At 72.1% G+C, this 16,331-nt stretch carries 7 protein-coding genes; 5 read left to right on the top strand and 2 right to left on the bottom strand.

Annotated features, from left to right (window positions below; translation table 11 throughout):
• Nucleotides 1-39: 39 nt before the first annotated feature.
• Nucleotides 40-1,044 carry a DUF8017 domain-containing protein gene (locus tag ABTY98_RS19385; RefSeq protein ID WP_352222132.1) on the bottom strand — a complete coding sequence of 335 codons (1,005 nt, stop codon included), beginning with the start codon at nucleotides 1,042-1,044 and terminating at the stop codon, nucleotides 40-42.
• A gap of 197 nt (nucleotides 1,045-1,241) precedes the next feature.
• Here ABTY98_RS19385 and ABTY98_RS19390 point away from each other — a divergent pair, with 197 nt between their 5' ends.
• Complete coding sequence (locus tag ABTY98_RS19390) at nucleotides 1,242-1,679, top strand: DUF4442 domain-containing protein (RefSeq protein WP_352222282.1); 438 nt, start codon at nucleotides 1,242-1,244, stop codon at nucleotides 1,677-1,679.
• Between the two features lie 113 nt (nucleotides 1,680-1,792).
• Here the strand turns inward: ABTY98_RS19390 and galU are convergent, their stop codons facing one another.
• Nucleotides 1,793-2,698, bottom strand: coding sequence for a UTP--glucose-1-phosphate uridylyltransferase GalU (gene galU, locus ABTY98_RS19395; protein ID WP_352222133.1), 906 nt, complete (start codon nucleotides 2,696-2,698; stop codon nucleotides 1,793-1,795).
• 455 nt (nucleotides 2,699-3,153) lie between these two features.
• On the opposite strand from galU, the gene ABTY98_RS19400 reads away from it, so the two are divergent.
• The 4 genes from ABTY98_RS19400 (at nucleotide 3,154) to ABTY98_RS19415 (ending at nucleotide 16,330) form a co-directional block, all read left to right on the top strand.
• Nucleotides 3,154-4,980 carry an RICIN domain-containing protein gene (locus ABTY98_RS19400; protein ID WP_352222134.1) on the top strand — a complete coding sequence of 609 codons (1,827 nt, stop codon included), beginning with the start codon at nucleotides 3,154-3,156 and terminating at the stop codon, nucleotides 4,978-4,980.
• A gap of 34 nt (nucleotides 4,981-5,014) precedes the next feature.
• Nucleotides 5,015-6,136 (top strand): IS630 family transposase, encoded by a 1,122-nt coding sequence (locus tag ABTY98_RS19405; protein ID WP_352222135.1) that lies wholly within the window; start codon nucleotides 5,015-5,017, stop codon nucleotides 6,134-6,136.
• Between the two features lie 276 nt (nucleotides 6,137-6,412).
• A complete protein-coding gene (locus ABTY98_RS19410) occupies nucleotides 6,413-8,884 on the top strand; it encodes a beta-glucosidase family protein (RefSeq protein ID WP_352222136.1) in 2,472 nt (823 codons plus the stop codon).
• Between the two features lie 549 nt (nucleotides 8,885-9,433).
• Nucleotides 9,434-16,330: an SDR family NAD(P)-dependent oxidoreductase gene (locus tag ABTY98_RS19415; protein ID WP_352222137.1), complete on the top strand. Its 6,897-nt coding sequence runs from the start codon at nucleotides 9,434-9,436 to the stop codon at nucleotides 16,328-16,330.
• Nucleotide 16,331: the final 1 nt, after the last annotated feature.

A 16,331-nucleotide genomic window follows, 5' to 3' on the forward strand; every position in this document is an offset into this window, starting at 1 on the left:
GCCAAACCCTTTGGCGGGCCTCAGGCCCCCCTCGTCCGGTCAGTTCCCGGTCGGGGTGCCGTGCAGCCGGACCGTGCTGAGGACCTTCATGATCGTCGCCGTGGGGACCTCGCCGTTGACGCCCTTGGCGCCGTAGAAGTCCCAGGACACCAGGTCGCCGGCCGAGTTCTCGAAGCCGAACGTGATCGCCTTGCCGTCGCTCGCGCACTTTCCCTTCTGCGGGGTGTTCGCCGAACGCGCCCAGGCGTAGGCGCCCTTGAGGCCGGACGCGGTGGTGTAGGCGGTGGCCTTCTTGTCGTAGGTGATGCTCTTCTTGTCCGGCTGCGTGTAGCCGCCGTACACCCACCAGGGGACCTCCCGGACGGCCGCGTCACCCCCGCTCTTCGCACCGCTCTCGCCCTTGGTGCCGACCCCCGCGAGGGCCGTGTCCTCGGTCCTGCCGTCCTTGTCGTCGTCGCCAGTGCACCACTTCGACCGGTACTGGGCGGCCCCCGACATGGTGATGATCGGCTTGCCGTCCTTGTCCTCGAAGCCGATGGACGTGCCGGGGGTCAGGACCTCCCAGCCGGCCGGCACGTCGAAGGCCGTGCCCCACTTGGGGTTCACGACGGTCTTCCAGCCCGCGACCGTCGGCTTCTCGGTCTCCTCGCCGCGCGGGTTGTCGTCCGTGGAGGCGGACGCGGACGCGGTCGGCGACGGCGTCGGCGACTGGGTCGCTCGCTGGTCCTTTCCGCTGTCCGCCTTGTCGTCCTTCTTGCCGCCGAGCACCAGGAACCCGGTCACCCCGGCCGCCACGACGACGGCCGCGGCCGCGACGATCGCGACGAGTTTCGTCCGGTTGCCGCCGCCCCCGCCCTGCGGTGCCCGCGGCCCGCCGGTGGGTCCCGGCGGACCCCACTGCGGCTGCTGCCCGTACCCGCCCTGCTGCGGATACTGCTGGTATCCGGGTTGCTGGTACGGATTCGGCTGCTGATAACCCGGTTGCTGATACGGGTTGTTCCGCGGGTACTGCTCGCCCCCTGGCGGCTGCTGTTCTGGCCACATGGCTCGTAACCCTAGTGCCGCCCGCGACGCCGTACCCCCTTGGCACCGGCGAACGCCCGCGACACCGGGCCGCCGTCCGGGTCGTCCCCGACTGGTCCGCCCACAATCGGTCCGCCCACAATGACGACGATCATCGCACCGGCACTGTTCAGACTCTGCTACTCGTAAGTAACATGACCGTCATGAGCACAGACCAGATGTCGATCGGCGAGATGCTCGCCGCCACGGTCCCGATGGTGCGGACCCTCAACCTGGAGTACCTGGAGACCACGCCGGAGCGGGCCGTGCTGTCCCTGCCGGACCAGGGCGACTTCCACAACCACATCGGCGGGCCGCACGCGGGCGCGATGTTCACCCTCGCCGAGTCGGCGAGCGGCGCGATCGTCCTCGCCGCCTTCGGTGACCAGCTCTCCCGGGCCGTGCCGCTCGCCGTCAGCGCCGAGATCGCCTACAAGAAGGTGGCTCTCGGCCCGGTCAAGGCGACCGCGACCCTGGGCCGCCCGATCGCCGACGTCGTCGCCGAACTCGACGAGGGCAAGCGCCCCGAGTTCCCGGTCGCCGTCGCCATCACCCGCGAGGACGGCGCGGTCACGGGCGAGATGACGGTTGTGTGGACCCTGCGTCCCAACAGCTGATCGGTTGAGGTGACGGTCGTCCGGGCGCTGCGCCCCGACGCCTGACCGACCTTCAGAACGCCGGACGGGGCGAGGGCCGCCGGACCCTCACCCCGTCCTTCACAGGGGGCCGTTCAGGCGGCGCGGCTCTCGTTCCGCTCGGCCCCGTTCCTTTCCAGACCGGTCACGAACTCCTTCAGCCACGCCGTGAACTCGGGCCCCAGATCAGGGCGTTCGCAGGCGAGCCGCACCACCGTGCGCAGATAGTCGGCCTTGTCACCGGTGTCGTAGCGCAGTCCGTCGAAGACGACCCCGTGCACCGTGCCGCCCGCGGCCAGTTCCTGCAGCGCGTCCGTCAGCTGGATCTCGCCGCCCCGGCCGGGCGCGGTCCGCTCCAGGACGCCGAACACCTCCGGGTCGAGGACATAGCGGCCGATGACCGCGTAGTTGCTGGGCGCGTCCTTCGGGGGCGGCTTCTCCACCAGGCCGGTCACCCGCACCACGCCGTCCTCGCCGGTGTGCTTGACGGCGGCGCAGCCGTAGAGGTGGACCTGCGCCGGGTCGACCTCCATCAGCGCCACCACGCTGCCCTCGAAGCGGTCACGGACGTCCAGCATCCGGCTGAGCAGGGTCTCGCGCGCGTCGATCAGATCGTCACCGAGCAGCACGGCGAACGGCTGGTCGCCCACATGGTGCTTGGCGCACAGCACCGCGTGGCCGAGGCCGTGCGGGTCGCCCTGGCGGATGTGGTGGATGTCGGCGAGCCGCGCGGGATCGCGTACGGCGTCCAGGCGCACGGTGTCGCCCTTGGCGGCCAGCGCCCGCTCCAGCTCGAAGGCGTTGTCGAAGTGGTCCTCGATGGCCCGCTTGTGCCGGCCGGTGCCCATGAGGATGTCGTCGAGCCCGGCCTTGGCGGCTTCCTCGACGACGTACTGGATCGCCGGCTTGTCGACGACCGGCAGCATCTCCTTCGGGGTCGCCTTGGTGGCGGGCAGGAAACGGGTGCCGAGTCCGGCGGCAGGGACGACGGCCTTGCGCACCGACCGGGGGGGATGTGGTGGTGGGGGAGGTGTGGGGGGCGGCCATGCGGCACATGGTGGCCGACCGGGATGAGAACAGGCCGAGAGAAACGTGGGAGACGGCTGTGGAAGGCCGTGTTCCGCCACCGGTGACCGTGGCCGTGCGGGAGTTGAAGATTTCGTGTGCCACCGGGCCCGCGGCGCACACAAGTTGAACCTGCGCTCCCGCTGAATCCAATCCTGATACCGACGGTAACTTATCTGAATTCCCGGTACTTTGAACTTGGGTCACCCCCACTTCTTGTTTCCTGTGAGGCGCGTGTGCGAAGGTGAGCCTCCCCGCGGGAGGGTCCAGAGGCCGGTATGGCCGTTCGGCCGGTCCTTATGGGCTCTAAAAGGTACGCACCAATCAGGCACCGCATTCCGTCAGGGCGCCATTTCGCATGCCGTCCTGCGGCTCGGAAGGAAATGGTTCAGTGCAATCCCCCTACCCCCCACGCCCGCCTTACCCGCCTCGCCCCGGTTCGACCCCGGGGGAGTCCGACCGCAATCTCATCGCCCAGCTCACCGGAACCCCCGCGGCCAGGCATCGTGCCGTCGCCCTGCTGCTCACCCGGCACTGGCGCGCCACCTGCGACTACGCGGTCGTCTGCCTCGCCTCCGCCACGCCCGTCGCGCAGTTGGTCGCCAGCGCCGCCTTCGAGCGGGTGCTCGGCCGGCTGGCCGGGGGCGCCGTCGGCGGCGCCCTGCGTCCGCAGCTCCTCGTGGCCGTACGGGAGACGGTCCGCGCCTGGGCCGCCGACGAGGCCATTTCCGTGGTCGTACCGGAACTGCGCAAAACCACCGGCGGCCGTGGACTCAGCGCCGCAAGACCGGGCACTCCGGAAAGACGGCAACTCGCGGAACGTGCTTTCCAAGCTCTTCCCGCAGCCTCGCAATGCCTCCTCTGGCACACCGAGGTCGAAGCCGAACCCATAAACATACCCGCCGGTCTGTTGGGTGTCGACACCCCTACCGCGACGGCCGCCCTCGACCAGGCCCGTGAACAATTCCGGACCGGCCTGGTACGCGCCCACCGGGAACTCGCGCCTTCGAAGGAATGCCGCTTCTACAGCCGTCTCCTGGACGTCCCCATTCGCCGGGGCGGCTCTCTGCTCCCCGATGTGCAACAGCACCTGATGGTGTGCCGGTACTGTCGGCACGCCGCCGAACAACTCAGCCATTTCGACGGCGGCCTGGAGGTCCTGCTCGCCGAGACCGTGCTCGGCTGGGGCGCCCGCCGCTATCTCGACTCGCGGCTGGGCCACGGCGCCGTCGAGGCCTGGCCGGCCGCCACCGAACCCGAGCATCCCGCGGTGCTCGGCGGCCGGCACCGCACGGTGTCCGAGGGCAGCCGGCGCAAGGCTGTCGCGGCCGGTGTCGGCCTGGTCTCCCTGGCGCTGCTCGCCACCGTGCTCGTGGCCAAGGGCTGGTCCGACGACAACGGTGTCCCGCAGCCCGGCGTCACCACCTGGGGAGCCGCCAGCGCCGACACCACCCGGCCCGGCCCAGACCGGAAACCGCCCGCTGCCACGTCCCCGTCCCCGGCCTCCGCGGGCGAGCCCGTCGAGATCGCCCAGGGCAGACTGCGCAGCCTCGACTCCGGGCTCTGCCTGGACGTGCGCGGCGGCCGGGTGCGGGTGGACGCGGACCTGCGGCTCGGCAAGTGTTCGGGCGGCGGATCCCAGCAGTGGTCGTACCAGGACGACGGCATGCTGCGCAGCGCGCTCGACCCCGCCCTCTGTCTCGCCGCCGACCCCGGCGCGCACAGTGTCGTGGTCGCCGGCTGCCTGGTGCACGCGGGCGAGGTGTCCTACGACCTGACGGTCCGCGGTGAACTCCTGCTGCGCTGGGACAAGGACCTCGCGCTGGCCGTGGACGGCACGAGGGTGGCCGTGGCCCGGCGGAACGGGTCGTTCACGCAGCGATGGGAGCTGGCGTCGGACGGCGGGGGCGAGCCGGTGACGCCGGACGCCATGCCCTCCGCGCCACCCGGGCCGAAGAAGGACGACAGGTCGGATGCTCCCGCGTCCCCGCCCGATCCGGTGGATCCGCAGCAGACGCCCGGGAAGCCACAGGAGACCTACAGCACACGGGTCGCGCAGATCGGCTCCCATGACGGCCCCACCCCGGTCGTACCGCCCGAGCCGCAGGAGCCGCCCGAGCCCGTCGCAACGCTCGCCGGAACGGCCGACGATGTCCTGGAGGCCGTGCCGGCCACGGTGACGGGTGTCGTGAGCGGGGTGGGGAACCTGCTCGGCTAGTGTCCTGCGCCAGTAGTTGATCGTTAGTTGGTGTGTGACTTCTACTGCTGGTGCGTCAGTTCCTCGTCGGGGCCCCAAGCTGCAGCCGTTGCTGCTGTCTGATGATGAGCGGGCGGTGTTGGAGCGGTGGACGCGTCGGGCGACATCGTCCCAGGCCGTGGCCCTGCGGGCGCGGATCGTGCTGGCGTGTGCGGGGCCGGAAGTACCGCCGATCGTTGCGGTCGCCCGAGATCTGCGGGTGACCGCGGACACCGTCCGCAAGTGGCGGCGGCGCTTCCTCGCCCAGCGGCTGGACGGCCTGGTGGACGAGCCCCGGCCGGGCCGGCCGCCCACCATCAGCGTCGATCAGGTGGAAGCGGTCGTGGTCACCACGTTGGAACAGCTGCCGAAGAACGCCACCCACTGGTCGCGGACGTCGATGGCGCAGCACAGCGGTCTGTCGAAGTCGACTGTGGGCCGGATCTGGCGGCAGTTCCAGCTCAAGCCTCATCTGGCGGACACCTTCAAGCTGTCGACGGATCCGTTGTTCGTGGAGAAGGTCTACGACGTCGTCGGCCTCTATTTCAACCCGCCCGAGGGTGCGGTGGTGCTCTCGGTGGACGAGAAGTCGCAGATCCAGGCGCTGGACCGGTCCCAGCCTGTGCTGCCAATAATGCCGGGCATGCCGGAGCGGCGCACCCACGACTACGTCCGCAACGGCCTGACCACTTTGTTTGCCGCGTTCGATGTCGCCACCGGCGAAGTCATCACGGCTCTGCACCGTCGGCACCGGGCCGCGGAGTTCAAGAAGTTCCTGATCCGGATCGACAAGCAGGTGCCCGCCCACCTGCAGATCCACCTGATCGTGGACAACTACGGCACCCACAAGACCCCTGCGATCAAGGCCTGGCTGGCCAAACACCCGCGGTTCGAGCTGCACTTCACCCCGACCGGCTCCTCGTGGATCAACCAGGTCGAGCGGTGGTTCGGCTACCTCGCGCACCAGATGATCCGCCGCGGCGCACACAAGAACATCCAGGCCCTCGAAGCCGACATTCGCGCCTGGGTCAAGGACTGGAACCAAGACCCCAAACCGTTCATCTGGACCAAGACCGCCGAAGAGATCCTCGACTCCCTCGCCCGTCTCTGCCGACGGATCTCTGGCGCAGGACACTAGCAGGCGGGCGGGTTTCGAGCGGTTTCGAGCAGTGGAGGGCCACGGTGTGAAGTGGCCCTCCGTTTTCGGTTCTTGTCGGCGCCGGGCCGTTTTCTGTTCAGATCGTTGACACGAGTCACCACCGGATCTACGTTTCCGACGCGCCGGTGGTGCGGTTGACGGATCGTCAAGGTCGGGTGGCGGTTGTCGCGTTCACAGGCCGAACGCGGTCCGGGCGCCCGGGCGCGCCTTCGCGGTTCACATCGTCGTGCCCGCACACCGAAGGAGTGACGGCTCATGTCCGACACCGTCTCCCGACGATCCGCCCTGCGACTGACGGCCGGCGCCATCGCGGTCGCCGCCGCGGCCACCGGCGGACTCGTCCCGCTCACGTCCGCCGCGGCGGCCGGCAGACCCGAGGCCGGGGCCGGCCCCCGGGTCGAGGGGCTGATCGCCAGACTCACGCTGGACGAGAAGATCTCCCTGCTGCACGGGGCCACCGACCCCGACTCGCTCGGCCAGGCCGGCTATGTGCCCGGCGTCCCCCGGCTGGACATCCCGCCCCTCAGACTCGCCGACGGCCCGGCCGGCGTCCGTATCACCGAGCACGCCACCGCCCTGCCCGCGCCCGTCCTGCTCGCCTCCGCCTTCGACCCCGAACTGGCCCGCCGCTACGGCCAGGTGATCGGCCGTGAGGGCCGTGCCCTCGGCCAGGACGTCCTGCTCTCCCCGATGGTCAACCTCATCCGCACCCCCTACGCGGGCCGTAACTTCGAGACCTTCAGCGAGGATCCGCTGCTCGCCTCCGATCTGGTCGCCGCCGAGATCGGCGGTATCCAGGGCGAGGGCCTGATCGCGACCGTCAAGCACTTCGCCCTCAACAACCAGGAGAAGGACCGTAATTCGATCGACGTGCAGGCCGGCGAACAGACGATGCACGAGATGGAGCTGCGCGGCTTCGAGGCGGCGGTGGACGCCGGCACCGGCGCCGTCATGGGCGCCTACAACAAGGTCAACGGCACCTTCGCCTGCGAGGACAAGACCCTTCTCACCGACATCCTGCGCGACCAGTGGGGCTTCCGGGGCTGGGTGATGACCGACTGGTTCGCCGCGCACAGCACGGTCGACGCGATCACCGCCGGCCTCGACATGGAGATGCCCGACGGGACGTACTTCGGTACGGCCCTCAGGTCGGCGGTGCGGAACGGCAGCGTGGCCGAGAAGTACGTCGACCGGCCGGTGCGGCGGATCCTCGCGGTGATGGACCGCTTCGGCCTCCTCGACGGCAGCGCACCGCCGCGCCCCGACCGCGACGCCGAGGCGGGTGCGGCAGTGGCCCTGGAGGTCGCCAAGGCGGGCGCGACCCTGTTGCGCAACGAGCGCCGCACTCTTCCCCTGGACGGCGGCAGCGTCGCGGTGATCGGACCGACCGGCTCGCTGCCCTTCGTCAGCGGCGGCGGCAGCGCCCATGTCATCCCCGACCGCGCCGACAGTCCCCTCGACGCCATCAGGGCCCGCGCCCGCGGCACGGTCACCTACACCCTCGGCGAGGACCTGTTCGGCAAGGCCGTCCCCACGTCCGCCCTCAGCCCCGCCTTCGACAGCGAGGGGCAGCAGGTCGCCGCCGGGAAGAACTGGGAGTACGACGGCACGCTCACCGTGGGCGAGGCCGACGAGTGGACGTTCGTCCTCCACTTCTCGTCCGCGGCCATCGCCCGACCCACGGTCCTGCTGGACGGCGAGGACCTGTTCCCCATCGCACCCGGATACGGCGAGTACTTCTCCGGCGGGCTCGTCGCCGTCGCCCCCGACGGCCTCGGCGTGCGCCGCGCCACACTCCAACTGACCAGGGGCACCCACGCGTTGAAGATCACGGCGGCGGGCGGCGACTCGGGCCTGCTGTTCCGGCTGCGCCGGACCACCGGCGCGACCCAGGCGCAGGACATCGCCGACGCGGTGCGTGCCGCTCGTGCCGCCCGCCATGCCGTGCTGTTCGCGTACGAGGACGCCACCGAGGGCCTCGACCGTACGACCCTCGCCCTGCCCGGCCGCCAGGAGCAGCTGATCCGGGCGGTGACCGCGGCCAACCCGCGCACCACCGTCGTCCTCAACACCTCGTCGTCCACCACGATGCCGTGGCTCGCGGACACCGGAGCCGTGCTCCAGATGTACTACCCCGGCCAGGAGGGCGCGGCCGCCACCGCCGCCGTCCTCTTCGGCGACAGCGACCCCGGAGGGCGCCTCACCCAGTCCTTCCCGGTCGACGACGACCACCACCCGGTCGCCGGGGACCCGCGCCGCTACCCCGGCGTCGACGGCACCGAGGAGTACTCGGAGGGCATCCACGTCGGCTACCGCTGGTACGACGCGCAGGGCGTGCGGCCCCTCTTCCCCTTCGGGCACGGGCTGTCGTACACCTCCTTCGCCTACTCCGACGCTCAGGCGCGCTGGACGCGCGGCGGCCTGGAGGTGACGTTCAGCGTGCACAACACCGGGCGCAGGACGGGGATCGAGGTGCCGCAGGTGTACGTCGGACGCTCACCGGACCTCCGACTCGACCAGGCGGTAAGGGCGTTGGGCGCATTCCGGCGGCTGGTGCTGCGGGCGGGGGAGCGGCGGCGGGTGACCTTGCGGGTCGCCGCGCGCACCCTGTCGTCGTGGGACGCACGCCGCCATCGCTGGACGCTCGGCACCGGGCGGCGCACCGTCTGGGTGGGCGCATCGTCGGGCGACCTGAGGCTGCGTACCAGCGCACGGGTGAGCGGCTGAGATCACTGAATCGATGTCAATGGGCGGTCGGCGGGCGAAGGCTCTCCGGCCGCTTTACTTCAAGGGTTTACAAGGATTTTCCCCGTCGTGTGTTTCATGTGAAGTAATACACTTGGGGACAGGTTTTTGTCAGGCTTGGGTCAGGGTTGGTGCAGGCTTCGTGCAGGGATGCCGGCCGTGCGTTTCCGGTGTGCCACGATCGAGCCAGCGGGCCGAAGTCATCCGGAATTTACAGAGCTCGGCGCGGCCGCACGGTGTGTTGCACCGGGGTGAGTGCCGGGTGAATGACCGGGGCGCTTTGACGGTCTTGTGGCGGTGTGACGCCAGTGCTCCACCGGTTCGACGGCCGTTCCGGTGCAGTGGATTGCTCGGATTTTTGGCTCTTGCGGTGAATTCCCCCGGCTGGCCGAATCAATGCCACCGGGCGTGATAGGGCCGTTCCGTTATTGACCCGCGAGTAATGAACTCGCTAGTTTCCGGGGGCCTCACCCCGAGCTTTCCGCCGCACACATCCCCCACCGTGCTGTCCTCCCGATTATTCGGAGCATCATGACGTCCCCTGTGCGTGCCGTCGACCTGATCATGTGCATCACCCCTTTCGGAGAACCCGATGCCCGGCTCGCCACAGCGGTCTGCGCCGCCGGCGGACTCGGCGTCCTCGACCTGGGGCGCGGAGACCGAAGAACCCGGGAGGCGCTGGCCCGACTGACCCGGGCGGCGCCGGCGCCGTACGGTGTGCGGGTCGCCCCCGGCTGCGCGCTCACCCCGCAGGACTTCGGCCCGGCACCCGACACGGTGATCCTGGCCGTAGACGCCCCCTGGACCGCCGAACAACTCCCCTCTGACAGTCGTGCGTTGGCCGAGGTGACCGATCTGGCCGGCGCGTACGAGGCGGTCGCGGCCGGAGCGCACGGGCTGATCGCCCGGGGTGCCGAGAGCGGCGGCCGGGTCGGCGCACTGAGCACCTTCGTACTGCTCCAACAGCTGCTCGAGGCACCGGAGTTGGATGTTCCGGTGTGGGCCTGCGGAGGCATTGGGCCGCGTACCGCGGCGGCCGCGGTGGCCGGCGGCGCGGCCGGGGTCGTCCTGGACAGCCAGCTGGCCCTGCTCGCCGAGTCCCGGCTGCCCGAGGCGACGGCGGCCGTACTGCGCTCCCTTGACGGCTCAGAGACGGCGGTCGTGGCCGGTCACCGGGTACTGCACCGGCGAGGCCCGGACGCCGTGCGCCCGCCCGCCGAGGACCCGGCCGCGGTCGCCGTGCTACTGGGCGCCGAGGACCTGCGCACCCAGCTGCTGCCGGTGGGACAGGACGGCTTCCTCGCCGCCCGGTTCGCCGAGCGGTGGGGCGATGTCCGACGGACCTTACGGGAGTTGACGGCGGCGATCCGGGAGAGCGCCGGCGCCGCCCCGGACGCGCTGCGGCCCGGCACCTCCGCCATGAGCCGCGCCCTCGGCACCCGGCTGCCCGTAGCCCAGGGCCCGATGACCCGGGTCAGCGACCGGGCCGCCTTCGCCGCGGCCGTCGCCGACGACGGGGCGCTGCCCTTCCTGGCGCTGGCCCTCGCCGACGGCACCCGCACCCGCGAGATGCTCACCGAGGCCAAGGCCGCGCTGGACGGCCGGCCCTGGGGCGTCGGCGTGCTCGGCTTCGCACCCGAGGAGCTCAGAAGTGCCCAGCTCGAAGCCGTACGGGAGCTGCGGCCCAGCCACGCGATCATCGCGGGCGGTCGGCCCGCCCAGGCGGAGGCGCTGGAGCGGGCCGGGATCAGCACCTTCCTGCATGTCCCCTCGGCCGGGCTGCTGCGGCAGTTCCTGGAGGCCGGCGCCCGCAGGTTCGTGTTCGAGGGCTCCGAGTGCGGCGGTCACGTCGGGCCGCGGGCGAGCTTTCCGCTCTGGGAGGCCCAACTCGCCGTACTGGAGGACTTCCCGGAGGTCGAGGGCCTGGAGGTGTTCTTCGCGGGCGGCATCCACGACGAGCGCTCCGCGGCGATGGTCGCCGCGCTCGCCGCGCCGCTGACCGCCCGGGGCGCCGCCGTCGGCCTGCTCATGGGCACCGCCTACCTCTTCACCGGGGAGGCCGTGGACCGGGGCGCGATACAGCCCCTCTTCCAGCGCCAGGTCATGGCGGCCGCCTCGACCGCCCTCCTGGAGACCGCGCCCGGCCACGCCACCCGCTGCGTGCCCAGTCCGTTCACCCTCGACTACCACAGACGCGAAGCGGAACTGCGGGCGAACGGGGTGCCGGACCGGCGGCTGTGGGAGGAGCTGGAGCGGCTCAACGTCGGCCGGCTGCGCATCGCCAGCAAGGGCGTCGACCGTGTGGACGGCGGCGAGTTGGCACCCGTGGACGAGCAACGCCAGCTCAACGAGGGCATGTTCATGGCCGGTGAGGTCGCCGTGCTGCGCTCGGGGACGACCACCGTGGCCGCCCTGCACCACGCCGTGACCGACGGCGCGGCCGACTTCCTGGTCCAGCGGCGGCCGGAACCCGAACCGCAGGAAGAACCGCCCGCCCCCGCACCGCTGGACATCGCGATCGTCGGCATGGCCGGCATGTTCCCGCAGGCCCCCGATCTCGCCACCTTCTGGGCCAACGTGGTCGCCGGACACGACGCGGTCACCGAGGTCCCGCCGGAGCGCTGGGACCCGGCCGTCCACCACGCCGACGGCAACACCACCTCCAAGTGGGGCGGTTTCCTGCCGCCCATCCCCTTCGACCCGCTGGGCTACGGCATCCCGCCCGCCTCCCTCGGCCACATCGAACCGGTCCAGCTGCTCGCCCTGGAGGCCGCCCGGCGTGCCCTGGACGACGCCGGATACGGCAGCCGGGGACGGAAGTTCGACCGCTCACGCACCTCCGTGGTCTTCGGCGCCGAGGCCGGCAGCGACCTCTCCAACGCGGCCACCCTGCGCGCCGTCCTGCCCTCCTACTACGGCAAGGTCCCCGACGGTCTCGAAGAGCAGCTGCCCAGGCTCACCGAGGACTCCTTCCCGGGCATGCTCGCCAACGTCATCTCCGGGCGGATCGCCAACCGCCTCGACCTGGGCGGCGCCAACTACACCGTGGACGCCGCCTGCGCCTCCTCGCTGGCCGCCGTCGACGTCGCCTGCAAGGAACTCACCGCCGGCACCAGCGACGTCGTGCTGTGCGGCGGCGCCGACCTGCACAACGGCATCAACGACTACGTCCTCTTCTCCTCGGTGCACGCCCTCTCGCCGACCGGCCGCTCCCGCGCCTTCGACGGCTCCGCCGACGGCATCGCCCTCGGCGAGGGCGTGGCCTGCGTCGTCCTCAAGCGGCTGGCCGACGCCGAACGCGACGGGGACCGCATCTACGGCGTGATCAAGGGAGTCGGCTCGTCCAGCGACGGCCGCTCCCTGGGCCTGACCGCCCCGCGCCCCGAGGGGCAGCGGGCCGCGCTGCTACGCGCGTACCGCAACGCCGGTGTCTCCCCGGCGCAGGTCGGCCTGGTGGAGGCGCACGGCACCGGTACCGTCGTCGGCGACCGCACCGAACTCGCCATCCTCAGTGAGGTGTTCGCGGAAGCGGGTGCGGAGAGGGGCAGTTGCGCGCTCGGCTCGGTCAAGTCCCAGATCGGGCACACCAAGTGCGCCGCCGGACTCGCCGGGCTGATCAAGACCACCCTCGCCCTGCACACCGGTGTCAAGCCACCCACCCTGCACCTGGACCGGCCCAACCCGGCCTGGAAGGAAGAGGACAGCCCGTTCGCCTTCCACACCGAGGCCCGGCCGTGGGCCGCCCCGGCCGCCGAACGGATCGCCGGGGTCAGCGCGTTCGGCTTCGGCGGCACCAACTTCCATGTGGTGCTGGGCGCCTACGACAGCGTCGTACCGCCGGAGCAGGGGCTGGACGTCTGGCCCGCCGAACTGTTCCTGTTCCGCGGGCGCGACGAAAAGGCCGCTCACCGGGGCGTCGAGGAGATCCTGCGGGCCGCCGAGACAGGGCCCTGGCGGCTGCGGGACCTGGCGCTCGCCGCCGCCCGCCGCTCGGACGCCTCGCACGAGCCGGTGCGGGCCGCGGTGGTGGCCAGTGACGTCGCCGGGCTCGTCGGGCAGCTGCGCCGGGTTCTCGCGGGGGAGTACGAACCGGCCGCCGGCATTCACCCGGCCGCCCCCCGGGCGGACACCGACGCCAAGGTCGCGTTCCTCTTCCCCGGCCAGGGCAGCCAGCGCCCCGGCATGCTCGCCGACATCCTCGTCGCCTTCCCCGAACTGCAGCACTACCTCCAGCTCGGCCGGGCCCACGCCGGCCCCCTGTACCCGCCCACCGCCTTCGACGACACCGCCCGTGAGCGCCAGCGGAGCGCCCTCACCGACACCCGGGCCGCCCAGCCCGCCCTCGGCATCACCGGCCTCACCGCCCACGCCCTGCTGACGGCGGCCGGGGTCCGCCCCGACATGGCCGCCGGACACAGCTACGGCGAACTCGTCGCCCTCAGCGCGGCCGGCGCCCTCACCCCCGAGACACTTCTGGAGCTGAGCGCCGAACGGGCGGCCGCGATCCTGGCGGCCGCGGGCGACGAACCGGGCACCATGGCCGCCGTGTCCGCCGCGGCCGAGGACGTCGAGCGCGCCCTGCGCACCGCCGGAGTCCCGGACTCGGTCGTGGTCGCCAACCACAACTCGCCCAAGCAGAGCGTCATTTCCGGCCCGACGGAAGAAGTGACCGAAGCCGTAAGGCTGTTGCGCGAGGGCGGGCTCGGCGCCAAGCGGATCCCGGTGGCCTGCGCCTTCCACAGCCCGGTCGTCGCCGGTGCCGGGAACCGGTTCGCGGAGGTCCTCGCGGAGACGGCCGTACGACCGCCCGAGTTCCCGGTGTGGTCCAACCGCACGGCCGCCCCCTACCCGCCGGATCCCGGTGCCGTACGCGCCGAACTCGCCGCCCAGATCGGCTCCCCCGTCGCCTTCGCCGCCCAGATCGAGGCGATGTACGAGGCCGGGGCCCGCCTCTTCGTCGAGGCCGGGGCGGGAACCGTCCTCACCCGGCTCGTCGGGCAGATCCTCGGCGACCGGCCGTACACCACCGTGGCCTGCGAACCCCGTGCCGACAGCGGGCTGCGCGGCTGGCTCGACGCCCTCGCCCGGCTGGCCGCGGCCGGGGTACCGGTACGCACCGCCTGGCTGCTGCGTGGCCGTGACGCCGTGGACGCGGTCCGCACCCCGGTGCCGAAGCGGCCCGGCTGGACGGTCGACGGACAGCTCGTGCGCACCGCAAGCGGAGACCTCCTGCCCGGTGCCCTCGCACCGGCCCGACGAGTCGTGGAGACGACTGTGACGACGAACCAGCCGCACGGCGCCCCGGCCGACCGGGACGCGCTGATCTCCGAATTCCTGCGCACCAGCCGGGAGATGATCGCCGCGCAGCGCGATGTGCTGCTCACCTACTTCGGGGCCACACCGGGGGCGGTGCCTGCCGCGCCGGTGGCGCCGCAGCAGCTCGCGCCCGCTCTCGTCCCCGCTCTCGCGCCCGCTGAGATCGTCGTGTCCCAGCCGGAGCCGGTGGCCGGGCCGGCCGCGCCCGCCGTGGCGGCGGCCGCGGACACCGACGTCGAGCGGGTCGTCCTGGAGATCATCAGCGAGCGGACCGGCTACCCCGTCGACATGATCGAGCCCGACCTCGATCTGGAGGCGGACCTGAGCATCGACTCGATCAAACGGGCCGAGATCGCCGGGGAGCTGGCCAAGCGGCTCGGCATCGCGGGCGGGGCGGAGACCCTGGACGACAGCGAGCTGGAAGAGCTGGCCAAGGCGCGGACGGCCGCGGCCGTCACCGGATGGCTGAAGGCGCGGGTCGACACCGGCGAGCGGCAGGAGGAGACGGCCATCAGTACCGGCGGCACCACTGACCGGACGGGCGCCGCGCCCCAGCCGGTGGCCGCGGCCACCGCATCGGAGCCTGTGCCCGGCCCGGGCGTACCCGCGTCGACGCTCAGGGCCGCCGCGGCTGAGGAGATCCCCCCGGGCGAGGCGCCGAAGCGGTTCGAGATGCGTCCCGTCGCGCTGGCTGAGCCGGAGGCCGTGGCCGGCCCGGCCGCCCTGCTGTCCGGCAAGCGGTTCGTGATCCTCGGGGACGGCGCCCAGCTGGCGGAACGGCTCTCCGCCTGCGGCGCCCAGTGCATGACCTTCGGCCCGGATCATCAGCTCGGCGAGGCGGACGGAACCGCGGACGGGGTGCTGTACCTGGGCGCGCTGCCCGGCAGCGACACGCCCGTGCTGCCGGACGCCTTCCCCGTGCTGCGGGCCGCCCTGGCGCGCGGCCCGCGCTGGCTGCTGGCCGCCCGGCCCGCCGAGGGCGAGGACGCGGCCCGCTCGGCCGGGCTGCACGGGCTGTTCCGTACCGTCGCCCGGGAGTACCCAAACACCGTCGCCCGGGTCGTGACCCTCGCGGACACCGAACCGGTCGCCGTCGCCGAAGCGCTGCTCGCCGAGCTGCTCGCACCGGAACCGGCTCCTGTCGTAATGCGTACGGCCGCCGGCCGACAGGGGCTGGAGCTGGCCGAGGTGCCGCTGGGCCCGCTCGGCAGCACCGGCGCCGGACCGGCCGGGGAGGGGGCCGCCGAGGCTGCCGCGCTCGGCCTCGGCCGGGACTCCGTGGTGCTGCTGGTCGGCGGGGCCCGGGGCATCACGGCGAAGTTCGCGGCGAGCCTCGCCGCCGCCTGCCGGTGCCGTATGGAACTGCTCGGCCGGACCCCCGCGCCCACCGGTCCCGAAGCCCCGGACACCGCGTCCGCCGGTACCCCCGCCGAACTCCGCGCGGCCCTCGCCGCCAAGGGCGGACTCAAGCCCGCCGAGGTCAACCGGGCGACCGAACTGATCCTCGCCCAGCGGGAGATCACCGCCACCCTCGACGAACTCGCCGCGCTCGGCAGCGAGGCGCGCTACCGCGCCGCGGACTTCCGCGACCGGGACGCCGCACTCCAGGCCGTCAAGGAGATCCACGCCGACCACGGCCGCCTGGACGGGGTCGTCTTCGCGGCCGGGGTGATCGAGGACCGGCTGATCGCCGAGAAGACCCCGGAGTCCTTCCAGCGGGTCTACGGCACGAAGACGACCGGCGCGACCACGCTGCTGGCCGCCCTTGAGGAACTGCCCAACGGGCCCGGTTTCGCGGTGCTGTTCGGCAGCATCTCCGCCGTCCTCGGCAACCGCGGGCAGGCCGACTACGCCGCCGCCAACGACGCCCTGGAGAGCCTCGGCGCCGACTGGGCGGACCGCACCGGCAACCGGGCGCTGACCGTGCACTGGGGACCGTGGGCGCCGACCGGCGGCCACACCGGCATGGTCAGCCCGGCGCTCGGGCGCGAGTACGCCCGGCGTGGGGTGAAGCTGATCGACCCCGACGAGGGCGCCGCCGCCCTGCTGCGCGAACTCGCCTGGGGCGCGGAGTCCGTCCGTGCCGTCGTCTACACCGCGTCGGGCTGGTGAC

It is taken from the genome of Streptomyces sp. NPDC096040 (genome assembly GCF_040303265.1).
Lineage (GTDB): Bacteria > Actinomycetota > Actinomycetes > Streptomycetales > Streptomycetaceae > Streptomyces.